The sequence below is a fragment of the Bradyrhizobium sp. BRP23 genome, from assembly GCF_020194135.1.
In the GTDB taxonomy this organism is placed as follows: domain Bacteria; phylum Pseudomonadota; class Alphaproteobacteria; order Rhizobiales; family Xanthobacteraceae; genus Bradyrhizobium; species Bradyrhizobium yuanmingense.
Genome location: NZ_JADYVW010000032.1, coordinates 1 through 19,695, shown reverse-complemented (window position 1 = coordinate 19,695; position 19,695 = coordinate 1). Strand labels below are relative to the sequence as shown.

10 protein-coding genes and 7 pseudogenes are annotated in these 19,695 nt (G+C 57.6%); 8 read left to right on the top strand and 9 right to left on the bottom strand.

Annotated elements, in window-relative coordinates; translation table 11 throughout:
- Positions 1-113 precede the first annotated feature (113 nt).
- A pseudogene (locus I6F24_RS37050) lies at positions 114-376 on the bottom strand (transposase); the annotation flags it as partial.
- A gap of 784 nt (positions 377-1,160) precedes the next feature.
- Between I6F24_RS37050 and I6F24_RS37045 the strand changes: the two are divergent.
- Positions 1,161-1,850, top strand: a complete 690-nt coding sequence (locus I6F24_RS37045; RefSeq protein ID WP_225131455.1) for a hypothetical protein — start codon at positions 1,161-1,163, stop codon at positions 1,848-1,850.
- Between the two features lie 1,219 nt (positions 1,851-3,069).
- On the opposite strand, the pseudogene I6F24_RS37040 reads toward I6F24_RS37045, so the two are convergent.
- The 3 genes and pseudogenes from I6F24_RS37040 to I6F24_RS37035 all read right to left on the bottom strand — a co-directional run.
- Positions 3,070-3,224: pseudogene (locus tag I6F24_RS37040) on the bottom strand (IS3 family transposase); the annotation flags it as partial.
- A 42-nt stretch (positions 3,225-3,266) separates the two neighbouring features.
- Positions 3,267-3,494 (bottom strand): annotated as a pseudogene (locus I6F24_RS37860) (IS110 family transposase); the annotation flags it as partial.
- Positions 3,495-3,515: 21 nt separating this feature from the next.
- Positions 3,516-3,698 carry a hypothetical protein gene (locus I6F24_RS37035; protein WP_225131453.1) on the bottom strand — a complete coding sequence of 61 codons (183 nt, stop codon included), beginning with the start codon at positions 3,696-3,698 and terminating at the stop codon, positions 3,516-3,518.
- 255 nt (positions 3,699-3,953) lie between these two features.
- Here I6F24_RS37035 and I6F24_RS37855 point away from each other — a divergent pair, with 255 nt between their 5' ends.
- The 4 genes and pseudogenes from I6F24_RS37855 to I6F24_RS37010 all read left to right on the top strand — a co-directional run.
- The gene (locus I6F24_RS37855) at positions 3,954-4,265 is read left to right on the top strand and encodes a transposase (RefSeq protein WP_225131461.1); all 312 of its coding nucleotides are present in this window, start codon (positions 3,954-3,956) and stop codon (positions 4,263-4,265) included.
- 811 nt (positions 4,266-5,076) lie between these two features.
- Positions 5,077-5,334: a hypothetical protein gene (locus I6F24_RS37020; protein ID WP_225131463.1), complete on the top strand. Its 258-nt coding sequence runs from the start codon at positions 5,077-5,079 to the stop codon at positions 5,332-5,334.
- A gap of 982 nt (positions 5,335-6,316) precedes the next feature.
- Positions 6,317-7,546 carry an IS4 family transposase gene (locus I6F24_RS37015; RefSeq protein ID WP_225131452.1) on the top strand — a complete coding sequence of 410 codons (1,230 nt, stop codon included), beginning with the start codon at positions 6,317-6,319 and terminating at the stop codon, positions 7,544-7,546.
- Positions 7,534-8,158, top strand: a pseudogene (locus I6F24_RS37010) (IS3 family transposase); the annotation flags it as partial. The gene I6F24_RS37015 and the pseudogene I6F24_RS37010, both read left to right, overlap by 13 nt.
- Positions 8,159-8,204: 46 nt before the next feature.
- Here the strand turns inward: I6F24_RS37010 and I6F24_RS37005 are convergent.
- The 3 genes and pseudogenes from I6F24_RS37005 to I6F24_RS36995 all read right to left on the bottom strand — a co-directional run.
- The gene (locus I6F24_RS37005; protein ID WP_225131450.1) at positions 8,205-8,384 is read right to left on the bottom strand and encodes a hypothetical protein; all 180 of its coding nucleotides are present in this window, start codon (positions 8,382-8,384) and stop codon (positions 8,205-8,207) included.
- A 1,045-nt stretch (positions 8,385-9,429) separates the two neighbouring features.
- Positions 9,430-10,815, bottom strand: a complete 1,386-nt coding sequence (locus I6F24_RS37000; RefSeq protein ID WP_225131448.1) for an IS4 family transposase — start codon at positions 10,813-10,815, stop codon at positions 9,430-9,432.
- Between the two features lie 122 nt (positions 10,816-10,937).
- Positions 10,938-11,264 (bottom strand): annotated as a pseudogene (locus tag I6F24_RS36995) (IS66 family transposase); the annotation flags it as partial.
- A gap of 968 nt (positions 11,265-12,232) precedes the next feature.
- On the opposite strand from I6F24_RS36995, the pseudogene I6F24_RS36990 reads away from it, so the two are divergent.
- Positions 12,233-13,364 (top strand): annotated as a pseudogene (locus tag I6F24_RS36990) (IS3 family transposase).
- A gap of 105 nt (positions 13,365-13,469) precedes the next feature.
- On the opposite strand, the gene I6F24_RS36985 reads toward I6F24_RS36990, so the two are convergent.
- Entirely contained in the window at positions 13,470-14,804 is a 1,335-nt protein-coding gene (locus I6F24_RS36985; protein WP_225131447.1) for an LLM class flavin-dependent oxidoreductase, read from the bottom strand.
- A 1,546-nt stretch (positions 14,805-16,350) separates the two neighbouring features.
- On the opposite strand from I6F24_RS36985, the gene I6F24_RS36975 reads away from it, so the two are divergent.
- On the top strand, positions 16,351-16,656 hold the full coding sequence (locus I6F24_RS36975; RefSeq protein WP_225131445.1) for a hypothetical protein: 306 nt from the start codon (positions 16,351-16,353) through the stop codon (positions 16,654-16,656).
- A 327-nt stretch (positions 16,657-16,983) separates the two neighbouring features.
- On the opposite strand, the gene I6F24_RS36970 is transcribed toward I6F24_RS36975, so the two are convergent.
- Entirely contained in the window at positions 16,984-18,495 is a 1,512-nt protein-coding gene (locus I6F24_RS36970; RefSeq protein WP_225131443.1) for a porin, read from the bottom strand.
- Positions 18,496-19,003: 508 nt separating this feature from the next.
- Between I6F24_RS36970 and I6F24_RS36965 the strand changes: the two are divergent.
- Positions 19,004-19,447, top strand: a pseudogene (locus I6F24_RS36965) (transposase); the annotation flags it as partial.
- Between the last annotated feature and the right edge of the window lie 248 nt (positions 19,448-19,695).

Here is a 19,695-nt window from a genome sequence, read left to right as displayed (position 1 = left end):
ATCTCATCATGGCCTGGCTGCAACAGCAGTCCGCTCGCGAGAGGCCGGATACATTTATGCAACTGGAAGCGTCATTTTCGCTGTTACGACCCTTGCACGGACGGTGCGGACCATACATTCTTTCTCACGAGGTCCTTCAAGGCCGCGTTGTCCAGCATAGCGTCGGCCGGCAACCGTTTCAGCCGCGTGTTCTCATCCTCCAGAGTCTTCAGCCGCTTGGCTTCCGAGACCTTCAGCCCCCGAACTTGGCGTTCCATTTCTAGCTGCTGGCGTCGTTGACGCCATGCTTGCGGCACAGATCGGCCACCGACACGCCGGCCTCATGCTCCTTCAATATCGCGATAATCTGCTTCTGTATTCGGTCTGCTTCTGTCAATCCCTTAAAAGCGCGTGCCGCGGGTACCTTGCTTCTGTTCGTGGTCGGCAAAGCCGCGACACGATGGGATTCGGTTGAATGGTCGGCTCTTCGGCGTAGTCACCCGCCTGGAGGCGGACGCTACGACAGATCATACGAACTCGACCATCCCCACGCCGAGCGATGCGGGCCCGTCGACCAGGTCGTGAAATTCTTGCCCGCACTCACGATCCACCGTGAGACGGTGGATGAAGGTCTTGAAGTGTTCGAGCAAGCTTTGGCCGAAACTCTGGTAGAGGTGAGCGTGCCGACGAAATAAGCAATTCGATCTCAGTAGCACCAGAATGCATCTCGCCGTCAGGTAAGTTGACCGCTGACTCTCACCGCCGCCGCAAGCAGGAATTGCATCGCGCTCTCGACTGAATCCTCTGCCGCTACCGTCTCTTGAATGCTCTGAGGTGTTCCACTCATGGTGTCTCAGGATGGCTTTGCGGTCGGATCTTCTTCGATCATGTCGGGACACGTCAGCGAGTCGAAATCAGTGCTGGCTCGATCGGCGTGCGCAGGATGGGCTGTGATCTGGCCGCGAGATGACCGCTCCAGCTTTGGCTCACTTCGCGAGAGACGTCGGACAGGTTTTAGCTGGTCCGGCGGACCGGCGAAAGAGCGACCTTTCGCCTCCGATGTTCCTACCAGATTCGGTCGTCTCTAGTGATTTGATGATGTAGTACAAACTCGAATAGCGAGCCGGAACGCCACGGCTCGGTTCGTCGGCATAGGAGGCCGGGCAACAATGAAGTGCATAGTGGATCAGTTGCAAGCATCTCGCTTTCTCCAAGTGTATGACCGCGCCGCCATTCGAAAGGGCGTTAAGATCTCGATCGGCTTCGATTTTCATGAGTATGTCGCGATCACGGAGCGCACTCCGACAAAAGGCAGGACATATCCGATTTTTCGGCCTGACACATCACCCATCAAAGCAGGCGAGGGATATTGGATCGTGGGGGTTGACAAGAACAACGACGTCGTCCTCGTGGAGGCTGCTCGACTGTATGACCTATCGAGCAGCAATCTAAAGGAACATCTTGAATCTCTGAGATTTTTCTACGCTGATCCGAGCAAACATGCACATCCTGATGATTGTTGCATTTGCAAAGCGCCGATTGCGCGCCAGATCACTGGAAGGGTGGTCTTTCGCGGGGACATTTGGGTGCGCGGAGACTTTAGGAGGCAGGGTATGCCCAAGATCATGGAAGGGATAATGCGCGGTGTCTCCTTTGCCATGTGGGCTCCTGATTTCATGTGTGGTCTTGCGGGAACGTGGTCTGTCGAGAAGCGTGTCTACGACATAACGCGTTGCGAACCAGGTGGTTCGATATTGCGATTGGTAAACGAAAACATTGTGGACGACGATTGGCTTTTCTGGACGCCAGGTGAGGAGTTAATCAAGTTAGTCAATGGGTACGACGGAAGCGCAGTGGTATTTCCTTCGTGATCGTTGCTGGCACAAAGCCCTGCTCACTACGTTAGCGACTTAGGAGCAGCGATATGCCGCAAGCATCTAAGGAAGGCCAAGTAGTCCGACGGACGTCTCCGAGGCCATGCGGCTGAGCGCTAATGGCGGACGCCATGTTGGACAACACGGCGGGCCGACGTTGGGATGGAAGTGGGCACTCGCGAAGAGGCGGAGAGCTGTCGTCCATTTGAAGGAACTTCGGGATTATCGAATACGGCTGGCGTGTAAAGTCTTCGAAGGCTGCCGCATGGCGGGCATCACGGACGGTTGACGGTGCAGCAAAATCGCGCGGGGGCTTGGTGAGATGTGTCGGTGCACTACCGTCTTGACCGGGGAGCGCCTCGTCGCCTAGCACACAAGGCAAGCCCGTAAAGACGCGTTTTATCGAGGGCTTATGTATAGAGGGCCGAAAAATGATTGCGGCAGCACTTTAGATAAAGGTCGGTTGCGTTCATGTGCACCGGCATTCGTGTGACCGATGGCATGAGTGCTGGTCCTGAAGGAGAGCGCGAATTGACGCCCCATCAATACGTGGCGTATCTCACCCACCTTGCTCGGCGTGAGATGATTCTGTCGTATATAGTGAGGGTCCCAATATGCTTGACTATATAGTTGACGGCTCAGAGCCGGGTGGATAACCAGTTGGAGCGAGGCGGCAGCGGCGGTGGGGCTCTGCGGTCAACGGTCAGACGGACTCAAATGCGCCGACCATAGGCGCGTTGAGGCGGGGCGCAGGCTCGACCTCCCACCGCAACACCTGTTTGCTGGTCGCAAGGCGCGAGTGCCGGTCTGCTGAGCTTGCCGGAGGAGGGGCGGCGATCTTCGTTCCGGTGATGTTGGAGCTGCGCACGTTGGATCTGCGCGAAAGTGGCAATGCAGGATTACAATCGACATCGAGATTGATGATGCGCTGGTGCGCGCAGCGGTGGGGATCTATCCGATCGGAGTGCGCGGGATGGGCTGTCGGCGTACATGATGGCGGCTCGGTGGTCGTGAAGATCCGCGACGCAACTCGTAAAGATGCCGCTGGGTCTCCTGGCTGGTGCGCGAGCAACTCCACTATGACCCGTTCGAGGTATTGACTTTCGTGCTCAGAGCGAGTGGACCGTTTGAAGAGTTTTGCGTGAGGCGGGTCCGAGAGTAGGTCTCGGTTGTCTGAACAGCAATTCCGCGTCGATAAGTGGAGCTTTTGCCAGAGTTAGGCTGCCGCGCGGAACGGCAGCTGGTTGAAGTAAGCTTGATCCGAAGTGCCGCGTCAAGGCTCGACTGGGGACGCCGGCCATTGTAAAAGTCGAGGTATCGGCCGATCGAGGCGCGGGCGTCGGACACGGTGTGGTAGGCGCGCAGATAGACTGAGACGATTCCGACTTTGAGACCGAGCGGACGCAGAAGTCCGCGGATGACTTGCTCTGCGGCAGCGATGGAGCGGATGATATGCTTGCGAGCAGCCGCCAGCGTCCGCGCCCTTTGGCTGCCGATGCTCTTGACGTGAACAGGCTTGAACCAACCCGTTCTCACCACCTGCGCGATCCCGCGGGCGTCGTTGCGATCGGTCTTCACCGGCATGGCCGAAAGTGCCGCTTTGACCTGGCGGGCTTCCATACTGACGGCCGGCAGCCCCAGTTCGATTAGATTTGCGGTCAGTCATTCTGACGTCGGTCCTGCCTCCAGGCCCACCCGTTCAACTTGACCAGCCCATGGTTCGAGGTACTGCACAATCGATGGCGCGTCCGCGAACGTCGTTCCCTCCCGGATAAGCTCTCCGGTCCCATCCACCGCACATACCGCATCGGAATTCAGCGAAACATCGAGGCCGACGTAGATCATGACTTTTCTCCTTCGGATGCAGTTGGTCCATGATCGTCAGTCAAAACGTGCCGCGCGGCAAATAGGTCAGGCGATCGGGACCGAATACTCCATCTCTTCCGAAAAGCGGCTGCGCTTCATGCTCTGGTCTTTGTCGTGGGCCAGAACGAACTTCAAACGGGATTAGGCCCGAGGGGCAAGGTCACCGACCAAGGCTCGCAGTTCACGGGCGCCGCGTTCACCGGCGTGCTCGCCAGTCATGGTATCGCCATCAGCATGGACGGTCGGGGTGCCTGGCGCGACAAACGTGTTCGTCGAGAGCGGGAGTACACCCGACTGCATCGTCTGGTTCTGAAGGTCGTGCGCAGTGACCCGGCTTGTCGGCTCTTGATGACGATGCCGGGGATCGGCCCGGTCTCGGCGTTGACCTTCCGATCGACTGTGGACGATCCCAGGCAATTCCTGCATTCCCAATCCGTGGGCGCCTATCTCGGGTATTGCTGCAAGCCATCGCAATGCCTGGCACGACGGTCAAACCCTCCGGAGAGTCATCGATCGGACCAAGACACCCGCCGGATGTCAAATTGAGTGAACCTATGTAGACAACAGGTGCCGCCGGCAACAAGCGCAAATGAACAATCGCTCAGATTCACGGCGACCTTGATAATTCGTTCACTGGGCTGGCTGTGGAATGAGTTTGGGGCGACCGCACTCGCCATCCACGACGCGTTCGTGAAGCCAAGCTTCTTGGTCGTTCACAGAGGACCACAAGCGCCATGCCGTTGAACTGGCGGTATCGAGTGGTCAATCGATCGGGGCGGTCGCCAAGGAGCTCGGTCTGCGCGACTCGGTGCTGCGGCGCTGGGTGGATAAGCTCCGGCAGGAGCCGGCATCGGCGGCGAGGCGCCCACCACGCAGGCGACACCGATGCCGGCGGACCAGGCTTCGGAGATCGCCCGGCTGCGTCAGGAAAACGAACGACTGCGGATGGAGCGCGACATTTAAAAAACTGTCCCGCACCGTGGCGCGCCTGTGCGCAGCGTAGAAACAGCCTTGTGCCATGCTCGGCGGCCGGGAGGGTAGCGGCCGCTCGATTATTGGAGGCACAATCCCCGTTAAAAAACATGGTCCATGGGTGCTTGCGAACTTGAGAGCGGTGCCGCCGCCTGGCGGCGATCCCGATTAAGAATATGACGATTGGCATCGCCCAGCGCTCAAGAAGACGAGCGGCGGCCGACCGGAACTGAAGCTGGTCAACCTCGGGGCCGCCGCCATCGACATTGGATCAAAGATGCACATGGCTGCGGTGAACCCAGCTTGCACCGACGCGCCGGTGCGCTCTTTCGGTACATTTACGCAAGACTTGCATCAGCTGCCGAGCTAGTTCGGAGCCTGCGGCGTGACGAGTATCGCGACGGAATCCACTGGGGTCTATTGGATCCCGGTTTACGAGATCCTGGAGCAGCGCGGGTCTGAGGTGATCCTGGTCAACGCGCGGCACGCCAAGAACGTGCCCGGGGTGATCCGAGTCATTGTTGCAGGCGAGCGGAATCCTGACGTCTTGGCAACCTATCGGGACGTGCGATGCCATTCATCCATCGCGACGATCCGTGCGGCACTGGTGGGCAACGACTGGCACGAAAATGTCTTCGCGTGACCCAATCGCTGGAACTTTACGACGTCTACCGGGCCAAGATACTGGACTGTGACCGCAAGCTCGAGGTCCTGATCGCGGCACTGAACAAAAAAGGCGCAAAGGCCACGCATCAAGACCAAACAGGTCAATGCGCCTACCTTCGATGTCAGGACTGCGCTGTAGGGCGTGCTCGGCGTCGATCTGATTGAGATCCACGGCTTGGGTCCATCACTGGCATTTGAACACAGCGCTCGGCGCATTCTATGCGTCGGCTAGCCTCCCGAGCGGGCAAGTCCAAAGCCGTAACGGCGACCGCCCGCAAGATTGCGGTTTTGGTCCACAACACACTCCGGCATGGCATGAGCTACAAATATCCGGGTGCCGCCCATTATGAGCAACAATATCGCAGCCGCGTCCTCGCCAACCTACAACGCAGAGCCAAATCACTGGGCTTCGTGTTACAGACCATTCCAGAGGACGCCAATCCGGCTGTTTCTTAGGGAGTCGATCGCGATCTTTGCTGGAACTCGGACATGACCTCCCGCTTCATCGAGGACCATCGCGACGGTACGGCTGATGTGTGCCGTCCTCGAGGTGTCGCCGGCCGGCTATTACGCTTGGGCGCGCGTCCGGTGAGCACCCGCGCAACCTCCGATGCTGCGTTGCTGGCGGAGATCTGGCAGGTCCATCGCGAGAGCGGCCAGCGCTATGGCAGTCCTCGGGTCCACGCCGCCCTGCGGACGCACTAGGGCATGCACATATCTGGTGCGACGGATTGACTCGGGTCCGCCGCGGGGATTCCAGAATCGGGAGTCTGTGTGATTCGTATTGCGGCACTCCATGGTTTGGACGGGGGTGCCGCGATGTTGTCACGGATTGACTGGACGCTGGGCCGGTTCGGGGATCGTCGTCTCGATAAAGGGGGGCGGCGCTCGCTGAACGCATGGTTGCAGGCAGAACTGTCTGCCTTCGGCAGCTCTCCAGGGGGAACCGCGCGCTGGAAGTGCGGTTCAACCGCTTTCTTGGCCATGAAAAGGTAACGGCGGAGCGGATCATCGAAAGCTGGAGCGAAAGCACGGTCACTGCGGTAGAAGGCCGCCACGTGCTGGCGATCCAGGACACCAGTGAGATCCACTTCAACACCACATCGCAACGCCGGCGTGGGCTCGGAGAAATCGGAAAAGGTAATAGCCACGGCGTGCTGCTGCATCCGCTGCTGGCTGTGGATGCCGACGACGGCAGCTGTCTTGGGCTTTTGAGCGGACAGATATGGACGCGCAAAGGCCGCCGCACGACCTCGCACGACGAACGTGAGCTGTCGGACAAGGAATCGCAGCGCTGGATATCCACTGCCGTGGCGGCAAGGCCGCTGCTTACCAAGGCCGCGGCGGTGACGGTGCTGGGCGACCGCGAGAGCGATATCTTTGCCCTTTATGCCAGCTCGGCTGAGCAACACTTCCACGTCATCGCGCGCAGCATGCATGATCGCAAGCTTGCCGACCGCAGCAGCCTATATGAGGCCAGCGATGTTATGGCCGTGGTGGACCGGCGTACGATCCAACTGCCTGCGCGCGCCGCGCGGCCAGCTCGCCTAGCCCACCTCGAACTTCGCTTTGACGCAATCGAGCTCGCCCGCCCGCAGAGTAAGTTCCTGCACCATCTGCCGAAAAGCTTGCCATTGGCGGTGGTCGATGTGCGCGAGGTCAATGCCGAGGCCGGCGTAGAGCCGCTGCACTGGCGGCTTCTCACCTCTCACGAGGTTACCGGCACCGAGGACGCCTGGCGCATCGTCCAATGGTACAAGCAGCGCTGGATCATCGAGCAGTTCTTCCGTGTCCTGAAGACACAAGGCCTCAAGCTCGAAAACAGCCAGATCGGATCCGCCGATCGTCTTCTCAAGTTGGTTGCGATCGCCGCCAAGGCGGCCGTCATCACCATCCAGCTTCTGCAGGCCCGCAACGGTAGTCGCCAGCTTATTGTCGCGGCCTTCGATAACCGCCAAATAGGCGCGCTCATTGCCCTCAACCAGCAACTCGAAGCCGCGAGCAAGCGACTAAAGAACCCGCATCCGCCCAACAGCCTCGCCTGGGCCGCCTGGATCATCGGCCGTCTCGGCGGCTGGGACGGCTACCCATCGTCCAAGCCGCCGGGCCCGATCACCTTCAAAAACGGCCTCGAATACTTCCACGCCGTCTCAGCAGGATGGAGCCTCAGAGATATGTGCATGCCCTAGTGCGGACGCAGGGACGTGGGGTCAGCCGGGGCCGGATCGAACTGCTGATGCGGCGGCATGGCATTCGGGCGATCACGGCGCCGCCACGTCGGGTCCGCACCACCGACAGTCGCCATGCTCTGCCGATTGCGGCGAACCTGCTCGCGCGCGACTTCACCGCCGCAGCCCCAAATCGGATCTGGCTGGCTGATATCACCTACATCCCGACCGCGGAGGGCTGCTTGCATCTGGCCGCCGTCATGGACCTCTTCAGCCGCAGGATCGTCGGTTGGGCGATGCAGGATCACATGCGGGTCAAACTCGTCTCCTCCGCGCTAACAATCGCGGTCCGCCAGCAGCGGCCCGCTCCGGATTGATCCATCATTCCGACAGTACGCTTCACACATCTATCGCAGCCGCGGGCCTTCCCGCATCGATGAGCCGCAGGGCCGAATGCGTCGACAATGCCCCGATGGAGAGCTTCCTCCACACCCTCAAGACCGAGCTCGTTCATCATCGTCAGCATAAGACCCGCACCTACGCCCAACGCGATATCTTCGCCTTCATCGAGGGCTCTACAATCGCACCAGGCTCCATTCATCGGATATATCCCTCCGATCGAGATGGAGCTAAAAGCCGCTTAAACCCTTCCACTTTTTCGGGGGAAGATCAGATCTCGTCAGGAAGACAGCTTTCTGCCACGCACACGTTGCGCGGCGTCTAAAAGAATGGGTTTTCTCATTGATAGTGGGCCTTCATCTTTCCAGTAGATCTGGCTTTCACTTAACCTATCCGCCCATTCGAGGACCTCCTGCCAGTTGAGGTATGCATAAGCCTCCGAGCAGTTCGTCTTCTTCATTGAATGCTCCTTTGTGCGCATCTGCGATGATGTCGTGGTGACTGAAGGCGTAACGCCTGCTCCAAATTTGTTCACTTAGCCGTAAGCAAGACGGCGAAGCCGTCCGGAAGGGAGGCAGGTGCTCCGAGCTGACTCAGCTTCAGTTTCTGCCCGGCAGCATGCACTGCGTTCTGATGGGCATCTGACATGTGCGCAATGCGATCGAGCAGAGGAAGAGCTTCCTTCCACTGTAATTGGCCGTAAAGGGGAGAAGCTGCGAGCATGGATGGTGAAAAAAGAGAGCACGCGGCGGGTCTCACGATGTGAAGTGCACTTGGTCTTTCGAGCGCGCCTGCACTCACACGCAGCAAGCCGCGCGAGATGGCTGAACACTAAAGGGCGGGCTTCGCTGTAACATCTGGTTGTCCCCACGTTGATTTGCAAGACATGCGAGGTCTGCCGCCCAGTTGCGGGTACAACACGGAGGCTTGGTAACATCAAGCCAATCGGTGGTCCTGCACATACGTCAAACGCAGCTCGATCTCTCTTGCATTAAAAGGACTAAACCACCGAATGTGCGACCCGGGCAGCTACCAGACTGGATAGTCCGGAGCACGACGCGCGCGAGATGAGACACGCAACTGCGACGGTAGCGACGAAGGAATATCAAGTCGCTTAGGTACCTCTCAGCGAGGGCAATCGTCGCCGGTTCGGCACGTTAGTTTGCCACCATTAGGAATCCGGATGAACAGGCGTCTGATCCAGTTAGCGTCATAGCCACGGTCGGCAAGCAGCATTGCCCAGATTTCAAACGAGACAACAGTCTTCCGGCAAGTTCGGCGTCGCGTGTCCCGTCGGGGCTCAAGCCAGACGCACCGGCTACAGAACCCCATGCTGGGCGGCGGCGATCAAGGTGAGACCTCTCATCCTGATTGTCGCGCCATACCATGCTGATGCACGCGGACAAGCGTACCCATTCGGCGTAGCTTACGATTACCCACATCTTTGAGTCAGAGCTTCGCTCCCGTTGCGATATCAATGAATCGCGATAGTCCGCGCCACATGATCAGATTCCCTGGTGGCGGATCGTTGGCGCGGGCGAGATAGCCGCCGAGCCTGGCGATCTTGATGAGATAATGCGACAATGTCTTTCGTTGGGTGCTGACTGGATTTTTGTCTTTGACGAGCCGATCAAGCAATTAGCTTTGGTCAACCCAAATTCCGGTGAGACATTTGGCGCTGAACGATTGAGCATCGTCATCCAAAAAATGCGCCAGCTCACAATGCAGAACACCGAGATCAGATTCGTCAATCGCTGAGCAGTCCGCAGTTGCGAGTCCTCTGCCCTACAGCCGGATTTGAGTATCTTGTGGAAGACCTCGATCTTGCATCGCAAGGAATACCAATCGAGCTTCTCGATCGCATCGCCGCGCGATTGCACCGGAAGATCGGTCAGGAGTTTCCATTCAATTTTCTTTCTGTTCTTTGGCGCTCCTCTTTCATCAGCGTGGATCACTGTCAAAGTCAAAGCTGGATACCGCGACTGCTTGCCTATCGGTGGCAAAATACGGATTTTACGATACCGGATTTCAAGAACAGCCTGGTCTGGATTGCCCTTACTATCCTGGACTTCGATCCGGTGGAGACCTTTGACCGCGACCTCGTCCATTATCGTTGCAACGGTATGATCGCCATCGCCTGCCAGGCGATTGACACAGGTCCTTACCAAGAAATGCGTTCCAACCTCTTGGGCGGCGCAAAACAATTCATAAATATCGGCCTCACGATCACCGATATGGATGCACTTCGATGGCTTCTCAAAAAGCTCCGTGGATTGCTTGAGGTTTTCCAGCCACCGAATGCTCTCCTTGGTTTCAATGGGGATCCGTGTCAGGTTGACCTCGCGCCTGAGCGCAGCGACCCCTCTGAATTTCTTTCTGGTCCAGAACTTCACGGCGCTGAGCCCCAGTGGAAGCCCCTCAAGGGTCACCGCAAGGCTCGAATGCATCAATATTCCGCATGTCGTGTACGTTTGGGGTTTTCCGTCCAATCTTCGAGAGTTGCTTTTGGGGATGCGCTTAATCATCCCGATCAGATCCGGGCGCTCCCTTTGATAGGTGAATTCGGTCGTATCATGCAGAACAAGAACAGGCCCTTTCGCAGCCGCGATACGTTCCCGCGTCGATTTAAAATGACCAGACAGGATGTCGGCCTCGCTTACTCGTTCATTGGAGAAGAAACGATAGGCCGCCTTGGTATTCGCGCAGTCTTGGCAAACCATCGGAATGCTCTGTCCGATGTCTCCACCAATCTGCTTCAGCAGCATGCGAAATCTCTCGCCAAGTCGAGCGTCCTGGAATTCGCACAGCGCAGCTTCACGATCAAACCAACTCACCGCGTCAGACGCCAAACGATGGGCGTTCTCATCCCGGGCGCGTGAAGTCAGTCCCATAGAGCACCTCTTCTCGAATCAGGTGCCCATCAAAGAATCACAAGTGATTCTGGCGACTCAAGTTTTTCGGCTCAGTGCACCTCAAAAAATGTGGGTAATCGTAAGCTTCACCGGGGGCTTACCTTGCGGGTAACTCCCGGGAACGTCGTCGTCTGCGCCGCGGCCCGACCCGCCGCAAGCTCGTCCTCGGTGGAGGCGGCTTCCAGATCTGCGAACTTCAGCGCCACCTGCTCGATCAGCCGCGCCGAACGTTCCGACTGTTGCCCATAGATCTGATGCTCAGCCGGGCGATCTTAGCTTCTGCTGTGGGATCAGCGTCTCGTCTTCCGACGCTTTCGAGCGAGCGACCGCGAGCTCAGCGGCGACCTTCAAACCCTTCGCGCGATCGGCTCCCAGCGCCTCTCTCAGGTTGCGACGTCACCCGCATCGGCGTCGCGGTCGGCATCTATGCGACACAGTGAATCACAGATTAGATGCGTTGGAACTCCCAAAATACTTTGCGGCCGCCAGCTCAAGTGCGGATTCCGCCAATCGATCCCTTCCAGCATATAGGCCCATCTTCGCAAGTGTGTTCCTGATCTGAGGACGCAGAAGATGCCATTGAAGACAGAGGAACGCCACGCGGCTTGTTCGCCAGCAATCGGCTCGATGACAGTCCGTTAATAGTGGGCGATTTCGCTTGCGCTTGTTCGAGCCTTCAGTTTGAAAGCCGGAATCACAGTGGTTCGGCCAAACGCAGCGCTCGCCGCCGGCCCCGGCGCGGCGCTGATGGGCAGAAGCAACATCAATTCTCCCACATTCTCATAAACTGCTAAACATGACGTGCTGGCAACGTTCTCCTCAAGGCATGCATTCACCATTAACATGCATCGCACATTGAAGGCACGATACAAAGTTTACGTGCGACTCTTTGCAAATTGGCTAGCCGCAGAACTAAACGCAGTCAAGCTTGCGCTGTATCCATCCGAAGATGCGATCATCTGAGACCACGAAAACTTTCCACTTCCCCGAACTCTGTCGAGATCGTACGCGGCAGAACCAACTGGAGGTCCACTCGCACGGTCGCACCAGCAGCCTTTAGTTCGATCGCCTCCGATGTGCAACGATACGGTTTCCACCGTTACCTTTCGGCCATCCTCAGTAAGCATAGTCGAGCCCTGCGATCAGCTGAAAATGGCTAGAAAGAAACGAGGGTACGAGCGCACGTTGGATTCGAGTGACGCGGCGAGGATGCGCACCTACCACGGCTTCTTGCAACGTGAACAACCAAGCGACCGTTTACAACTCAGTGAAATGCAGCTAGCGGACTGTTTCCCGAACGACACAACTGAGAGCTGGCTCCGGGAATCTGGACAGGGCGATAGGTGGAGTTTCTGCCTGACGGCGGGCAAGATTGTCCCGCGAATCAGGAGAGACGATGAGCAGACGAGCCCGCCGGCAGCACGCACCGGCATTCAAGGCCAAGGTGGCGTTAGCGGCGATCAAGGGCGAGATGACGCTGGCCCAGCTGGCTGAGCATTTCGACGTGCATCCGAACCAGATCACGCAGTGGAAGTCTCAGCTTCAGGAAGCGGCGGCCGAGGTATTTGGTCCTGGCGATGGCAACAGAACGAGCGAGCCCGCGGTGGACGTGAAAATGCTGCACGCCAAGATCGGGGAGCTGACGCTTGAGAACGATTTTTTAGAAGGCGCGCTCAGCAAAGCCGGCCTGCTGAGCGCAAAGCGATGATCGACCGTGAGCACGACCTGCCGATCACGAAACAGGCGGAAGTTTTGAAGATCAGCCGTGGCAGTGTCTATTATCTACCACGTCCGGTGTCGCCCGCCGACCTCGCGATCATGCAACGGCTTGACCGGCTGCATTTGGAGTTTCCTTTCGCCGGTTCGCGAATGCTGCGAGACCTGCTGGCTGCCGAGGGGTGCAAGATCGGCCGCCGGCATGTCAAAACGCTGATGCGGCGGATGGGGATAGAGGCGCTCTACCGCCGGCCGCGTACCACCAAGCCCGAACCCGGGCACAAGATCTATTCGTATCTGCTGCACGGGATGGAGATCACACGCTCGAACCAGGTCTGGGCGATGGGCATCACCTACATCCCGATGGCGCGCGGCTTCGTCTATCTCGCGGTGGTTCTCGACTGGTTCAGCCGCCGGGTGCTGTCGTGGCGCGTCTCGATTACGATGGAAGCCGCATTCTGCGTCGAGACGCTGGAGGACGCTCTCGCTCGCCACGGCAAGCCGGACATCTTCAACACCGACCAAGGCTCGCAGTTCACGGGCGCCGCTTTCACCGGCGTGCTCGCCAGTCATGGCATATCAGCATGGACGGCCGGGGCGCCTGGCGCGACAACGTGTTCGTCGAGCGGCTGTGGCGCAGCGTCAAATGCGAAGAGGTCTATCTGCGCGCCTACGACACCGTCTCCGACGCCCGCGCCTCAATCGGCCGATACCTCGCCTTTTACAATGGCCGGCGTCCCCACTCGAGCCTTGACCGGGGTACCCCGGATCAAGCTTACTTCAGCCCGCTGCCGTTCCGCGCGGCAGCTTAACTCGGCAGAAGCTCCACTTATCGACGCGGAATTGCTGTTCAGACAACCGATGCCAGCTCTCTGCTCCAGATGCGCATACCGAGAGTTGGCTGAGTTGGTAGCTGTTTACTGGGCGAACTGATTCGCTGGTCGCTCGAGGCCGAGATTCTCTCTTAGGGTTTTTCCGAAGTATTTCGATCGGAATTTCCCTCGCCGACGCAATTCAGGAACTACCAGGTCAACAAAGTCTCTCAGACCGCCAGGCGCAGTCGCTGGTAACACATTAAATCCGTCAGCCGCGTGTTGATCAAACGTATCTACCATGGCGTCAGCAATTTCCTCCGGCGTTCCAACAACCATGAGATGTCCTTTGCTGTCTGATATCAATTGGATCAGTTGTCTCCAGGTAAATTTCTGACGTGCGGCAACGTCGACGAGCAGCTTCTGACGACTCTGGATGGAATTCGTCCCCGGCAAAGTCTCAGGGACCAACGCGTCAAGATTCACCGAACGTAGATCGGTGACTGAGCCTAACCAAAGATCGGCCGCCCCAACTTGAACGTCAATGTGCGTGGTCGCCCTTAACCTTTGAAGTTTCTCAGAGGCTTCTTGCTTAGTTTTTCCAACTATCGGAACAATGCCCGGCATGATTACCACTTGATCCTCATTCCGCCCGAGTGCCCGCGCTTTTTGCTTGAGACCTGCGTAGAATCGCTTACCGTTCTCAAGAGATGGCTCGGCGGTGAACACGACTTCGGCAACTTCGGCAGCGAAGGCTATACCTGTATTGGACGCGCCAGCCTGAACCAACACGGGATACCCTTGCCGGGGCCTTGCAATGTTCAAGGGCCCTCTCACCGAAAAATAGTTTCCCCGATGATTGAGCACATGTAGCTTCGTAGTATCAGCGTAAATACCAGTTTGCCTGTCGCGAACGAAAGCATCGTCCTGCCAAGTGTCCCAAAGGCCTTTGACTATCTCCACGAACTCGCTCGCTCGAGCGTAACGCTTGTCGTGATCTGGCAGTCGCTCTTCACCAAAATTGTGAGCTTCGGGAGCCATGGCGGAGGTAACAATGTTCCAGGCTGCGCGCCCTTTCGATAGATGGTCAAGTGATGCGAACATTCGCGCAAGATTGTACGGTTGATAGTAAGTGGTCGTCGCTGTCGCAACAAGACCGATGTCCCGAGTTCGGGATGAAAGGGCCGACAACAGCGTAATCGGCTCGAGGCCATCGTTACGACCTACACGTGACATGGTTGCGTGACCATCTATTATGCCTTGATGATCAGCGACAAATACGAAGTGAAAAGCGGCACTTTCGGCGAGTCGTGCAAGTTCTTCATAACGCTCGACATCCCCTACTCCACTGAGGGGTACGCTTGGATCGAGCCAAGCGCCTTCATGGTATCCCGCCCGAGTGAGATACAGTCCGAGCTTCATTTCCTCGTCGGCCCGCATGCGTTGTCTCCCTTCATTGCCTGTTCTAGCGTGATGCATTGAACTGTTTGAACTCAATCTCGACCTTTCGCCGTTCCTCGATGTCGATAGAGTGACGCAAGCACTCGCTACAGCTCCACTCGTATGAGCAAGCCCCGAACTCAAGCGGAGCGCCGCAAAGAAATGCATCCACTTTGTTCGCAATTCCGTGAGAAAGGGCCCTAGAGGAGAGAAATACCGCTTAGTTCACGCAGTGTTTTTGTCGTAAATTCACCCTACATAAGAATTGACGAGAACAGACCTACCAAGTGTGAGGGCGTCCTAGTCTAGTGCAGTGCCGCGCCTCTAGACGCGCATTGCTCAAAATTGCAATGTATCAATCTATTTTCTGCTTCGCGGCACTCGGGAACGAGCACCAGGTCACACGAGAACATGACCTTCGCGGTGATTCCAGCCGGTTGATCGCAACATGTGATCGGGCTTGAGCAAGCGTTGTCAGATAGATTCCCGAACAATTGCGATCGATCCCAGCCCGGGCCCCAACCCAGGTAGATACCACCAATGTTAATAGTTGATATTGTTCGCGGAGCGGCATCGGATGCCCAAAGATCGCAGCGATGATCACTGGCATTGTCGTCCTTCAGTACGCGCTGGCGTCGGACGCAGGCTCGACTGACGAATGCCGGCACGCTCTCATTGCTCGGTTGGAAGCCATATCTTCGCCAGGTGATCGACCAGCTGAGCAATAGTCTGCCGTCGCTCCAAATCGGTGAGCGCTATTTCGGCGCGGAAGCATTGAAACGCAGGAGCCAAGCGACGGAGTATAAAGCGAGCAGTCGCTACACGCAGGCTCGGAAGAGCTTCAAACCGGTGGGGCGCTCTAAGCTCTGACGCGCACCGGCCAGTTCTGAAGCGCCCTCCTCGATCGGAGTGGCAAAGAGGGTTCGTCTCGATGATAGAGGGCATCTTTGATAAAGGCTTCCAGAGATAAGATAGCTGAAACAAAACCGACCCCGCATTCTCCACTCGGAGTTAGGAGACAGGCAACAGACGTTCATGAGCTTACTGACGAGCTGCGCGAACTTGCAAGATTCGCGCTGCCGATAATCCTGACGCAGGTTGGGCAGATCGCAATGATGACGACTGATCTCGCCCTAATCGGTCGCATTAGCAGCTAGGCACTCGCAGCGGCGGCACTGGCGGACAGGGTCTATCTGGTTAGCTTCACCTTTGGCGCAGGCCTCCTGGCGGCGGTCGCCCCCCTAGCGGCTCAGGCGTTTGGGGCAGGCAATCTACTTGCGATCCGAGGTACGGTACGCACGCGCTTATGGATGGCGTTGCTGCTTTCGCTTCCGATCACAGCCCTCGCATTGTGCGGAGAACAACTGCTGCTCGCCTTTAAGCGGCCTCCCAACGCGGCGCGTCTCGCCCAGCAATACCTTCTCGGGATCGTATGGGGCATTGCACCGGCGTTTTGCTTTCAGGTGCTCCGTAGCTTCATGAGCGCGGTCGCGGCGATCCCCGTAAATGCCGGCTTAGTTTATCTACTGATCTATGCGACTACCGCATGTTTGAACGTCTTTGGCACTTCGACTGGCCGTTGATGCGTCAGCTGCTGGTGATCGGGATACCGATCTCAGTTGGTTCAATGATAGGAAATGGCCTGTTCGTGGCCGCGGCGCTTTTGGCCGGCCTGATTAGCACCAGCGCGCTCGCTGCCCATCAGATCGCTGTTCAAGTCGATGTTATCCTATTGGTGTTTCTTTCGGTATCAGCATGGCTGCGGCCATACGCGTCGGCCACGCGGTCGGCCGTAACGACGGATCCGGCGTCAAGCGTGCCGGTCTGGCAGCGCTTTTACTCGGCATGGTGACCATCGCAACTTTTTACGATTGCGGTATTTGCCGCGCGTGTTGAGATCGCCGAACTGTTTTTAGCCGAATCGGGCGGCGACGCCGATGAAGCGATTGAACTAGCTGCCAAACTCCTCTTGGTTGGAGCGAGCTTCTTTCCCGCGCGACGAAACTGATAGGCTGGTGGTGCTGACTCGCGAATTTGTCACGAGTGGCTGCGAAGCGGTCATCTCGTTTCACGTCGGAGTGAGAAAAGGCCTCCGGCGGGCATGCCGGAGGCCTTCTTGGAGGTTAACACATAGATGAGCAACAGCGCGTCTTTTCTCCTTCCGTTAGTTAATAGAGAATTAGAAATTGCGCTGAGCTCGGACCACTAGCGTGAACGCATTCTGGTCCTTCAGCTCATACGTAGTACCCGGCTTGGCAATCGAATTCTGCACCGGCAAAGTGACCGTGCTTCCGCTTGCGTACTTCTGGTCCAGCATCGTGTACGCGAGTTCGGCTGAGAAGGTCAGGCCCTTGACCGGAGTCCAACCCGTCCTTGTACCGACAGTGGCGAAGTTGAAATCGGGGTTGCAGCCAGCAAGGCCTGTCGAGAGCGCAAGACCTGGAACGACAGCACCGCAGATATAACCCTTGGCCGTACCGTTGTAGCGCACAGCAGACCAGGACCCGAAGACGCTGCTGGCCCACTGCGGGTCCCAGTTGTGGGTGTAACCGCCGTTGAAGCCGAATGTCGTAGTCAGCTCCTGGCCGGATCCCGGCACAAACACCGAGTCAGACACACCAGCGAGCCCGACGCTCTGGTACGCACCCGCGAGACCCGTGCTTCCGTACATCGCGTAACTGGGCGCATTCGTGTAGTCGTGGAAGTTGTAACGGCTCGCACCCTTCGTATACACAGCTGTCATGTTGATCGTATCGCCGGCACCGGTCGGAATGTTCTTGATCGACAATGCCAGCTGACCGGCCCCGCCCCACTTATCATCCGGATGGCCAGTGAGCTCGGTCGCGCCATAGTAAGCAACATGGTTATTGTGCGCTGCGACCGAGGCTTTGAAATAACCCCAACTCTGGTCAACAGTAACGGATCCGATGAGGTCTGGAGCCCTCGCCCCCCCGAAATCGTTAGCGCCGTACGCACCGGCAGCAAGGCCTCCAACTGACGCGGCGCTCACGTTCCAGACAGCGAGCTGGTTGCGGGAAACCTGATCCTCGGCCGACAACGAGGCCGAGATGCCTTGCCCGAAATCAAATGTATAGGCGATCTGGTTCACGGGATCCCAACCGCCAGCACCTGTTAGCTCGAAGGATTGCGCCGCATATTGGCCCCAAGGAGTACTGAACTGAGACGTCGCTTTGCCGAACGTGAAGCCAGCGAATTGAATGAACGCGTAATAGAGACCGGGGGTACCCTGAGCGACCTGATTACCAATCCCCGTCGTATACGTCGTGCCGCCCGCCCCGTTACCGCTATAGGCACCCCCTGTATAGGTCCAAGCCAGCTCGGCGAACGTACGGAGCACGCCGTACTCGGTCGCTGTACGCGTGTCGATCGAGAGATCTTGGCGGACGCGCGCGCTGTAATATTCGCTCAGGCGGTTGTGCGCGCCACCCACACCACTGTCCGGCGCTGCATAATGGTAGCTCGTGTTGAATGTCGTTTCAGCGCGCAGGTAGCCACCCAACTTGATGCACGTGTCAGTGCCCGGAATGTAATAGAAGCCGGCGCCATACAGAGAGCAGACCTTGACATACTCGATCGCCTTGGCCTTGACAGGAAGATCAGCCGCCTGCGCCACACCCAAGGTGATCAGACCCGCCGCCGAACCGAGAAATAGGCTCTTAGCCATCCTCATAAAAGACCTCCAATTGTTTCACGTGAAGAGTGGCCGCTCACCCCAGAACTTGGCCATCTTCGCCCCCAATCATTCGCGATCGACAGGGCCTTCCCGAACGTCGGCTGCTAGATTTACCGCTGACGTCGCGGCGCGGACCATTCCGCCGCTCGCAAATCTACGTTGACAGATTGCGTTCGATATCGGCGTGAAAACTTAGTACAAAACGTACGAACGCATCGGCGCTCTCGGTCAGAGTGCTCTAATCGCGTCAGAACCGTACGAATGGTACTAAAGATGAAGTTCAAGGTACGTTATGTACGAACTACGACTCTGTCGGTCGGTTAACTCGCATATCAAGTCGTCCGTGAAGAATGCGAATTGACCTGAGAAATAAGCAGAATTGGTCTTGATGTAGTATTCGATTTTGCAGGAAAGCGGGGTATTGGACCTCGCTTTCTTGCGTTTTGAGTTTTGCTTTTAGTTGATTCGTGATTCTCTGACGGCGTCGTCGACATTGGGGATTGCGATGAGCAAGCCGCGGGATGATCGCCAGAAAGACCTGTGCTTCCGGCGCTTGATCAGATCATCGACATGGGTCATCCGCTGGTGCGGTTGGCAGCGCTGATCGACTGGAACATCCTGAATGAGTGCTTCAGTTCGGTGTGCCAAGCAGGGTCGGGACAGCCGGGCTTGCCGACGCGGCTAGTCGCCGGCCTGTTCATTTTGAAGCACATGCACAACCTGTCAGATGAGGTGCTGTGCGCTCGCTGGATCGAGAACCCCTATTGCCAATACTTCTGCGGCGAGCTGAGCTTCCGCCACCGCCTGCCGTTCGATCGATCGATCGTCGATGACGCGCTGGCGGCAGCGGCTCGGCGAGGAGCAGCTCGTTGCGCTAATCCAAGAAAGTCTGTCGGGGGCGCACAAGACAGGCGCCCTCGGCCCAAAGGACCTGGAGCGCGTGGTGGTCGGTCGAGTAGCCCCGGGGAATTGCACCCCGAGGCTCTCACGAAACCGGACGTGAACCTCTCGATTCATCCGGCTTCTATCTTCCAGCCGCAGGTCGAATGCCGACTCGCCACAAATAGAGGAGGTTCGGATCGCGCTGTGCGAGCCGTCCCAACCAATATACTGAGGCGACTTTCCGGCCTTTCAACCGCTTGTATTTCCGCCTCGTCCAACGGGCGAGCGCGTCGTTAATGTGACGAAGGACGTTGA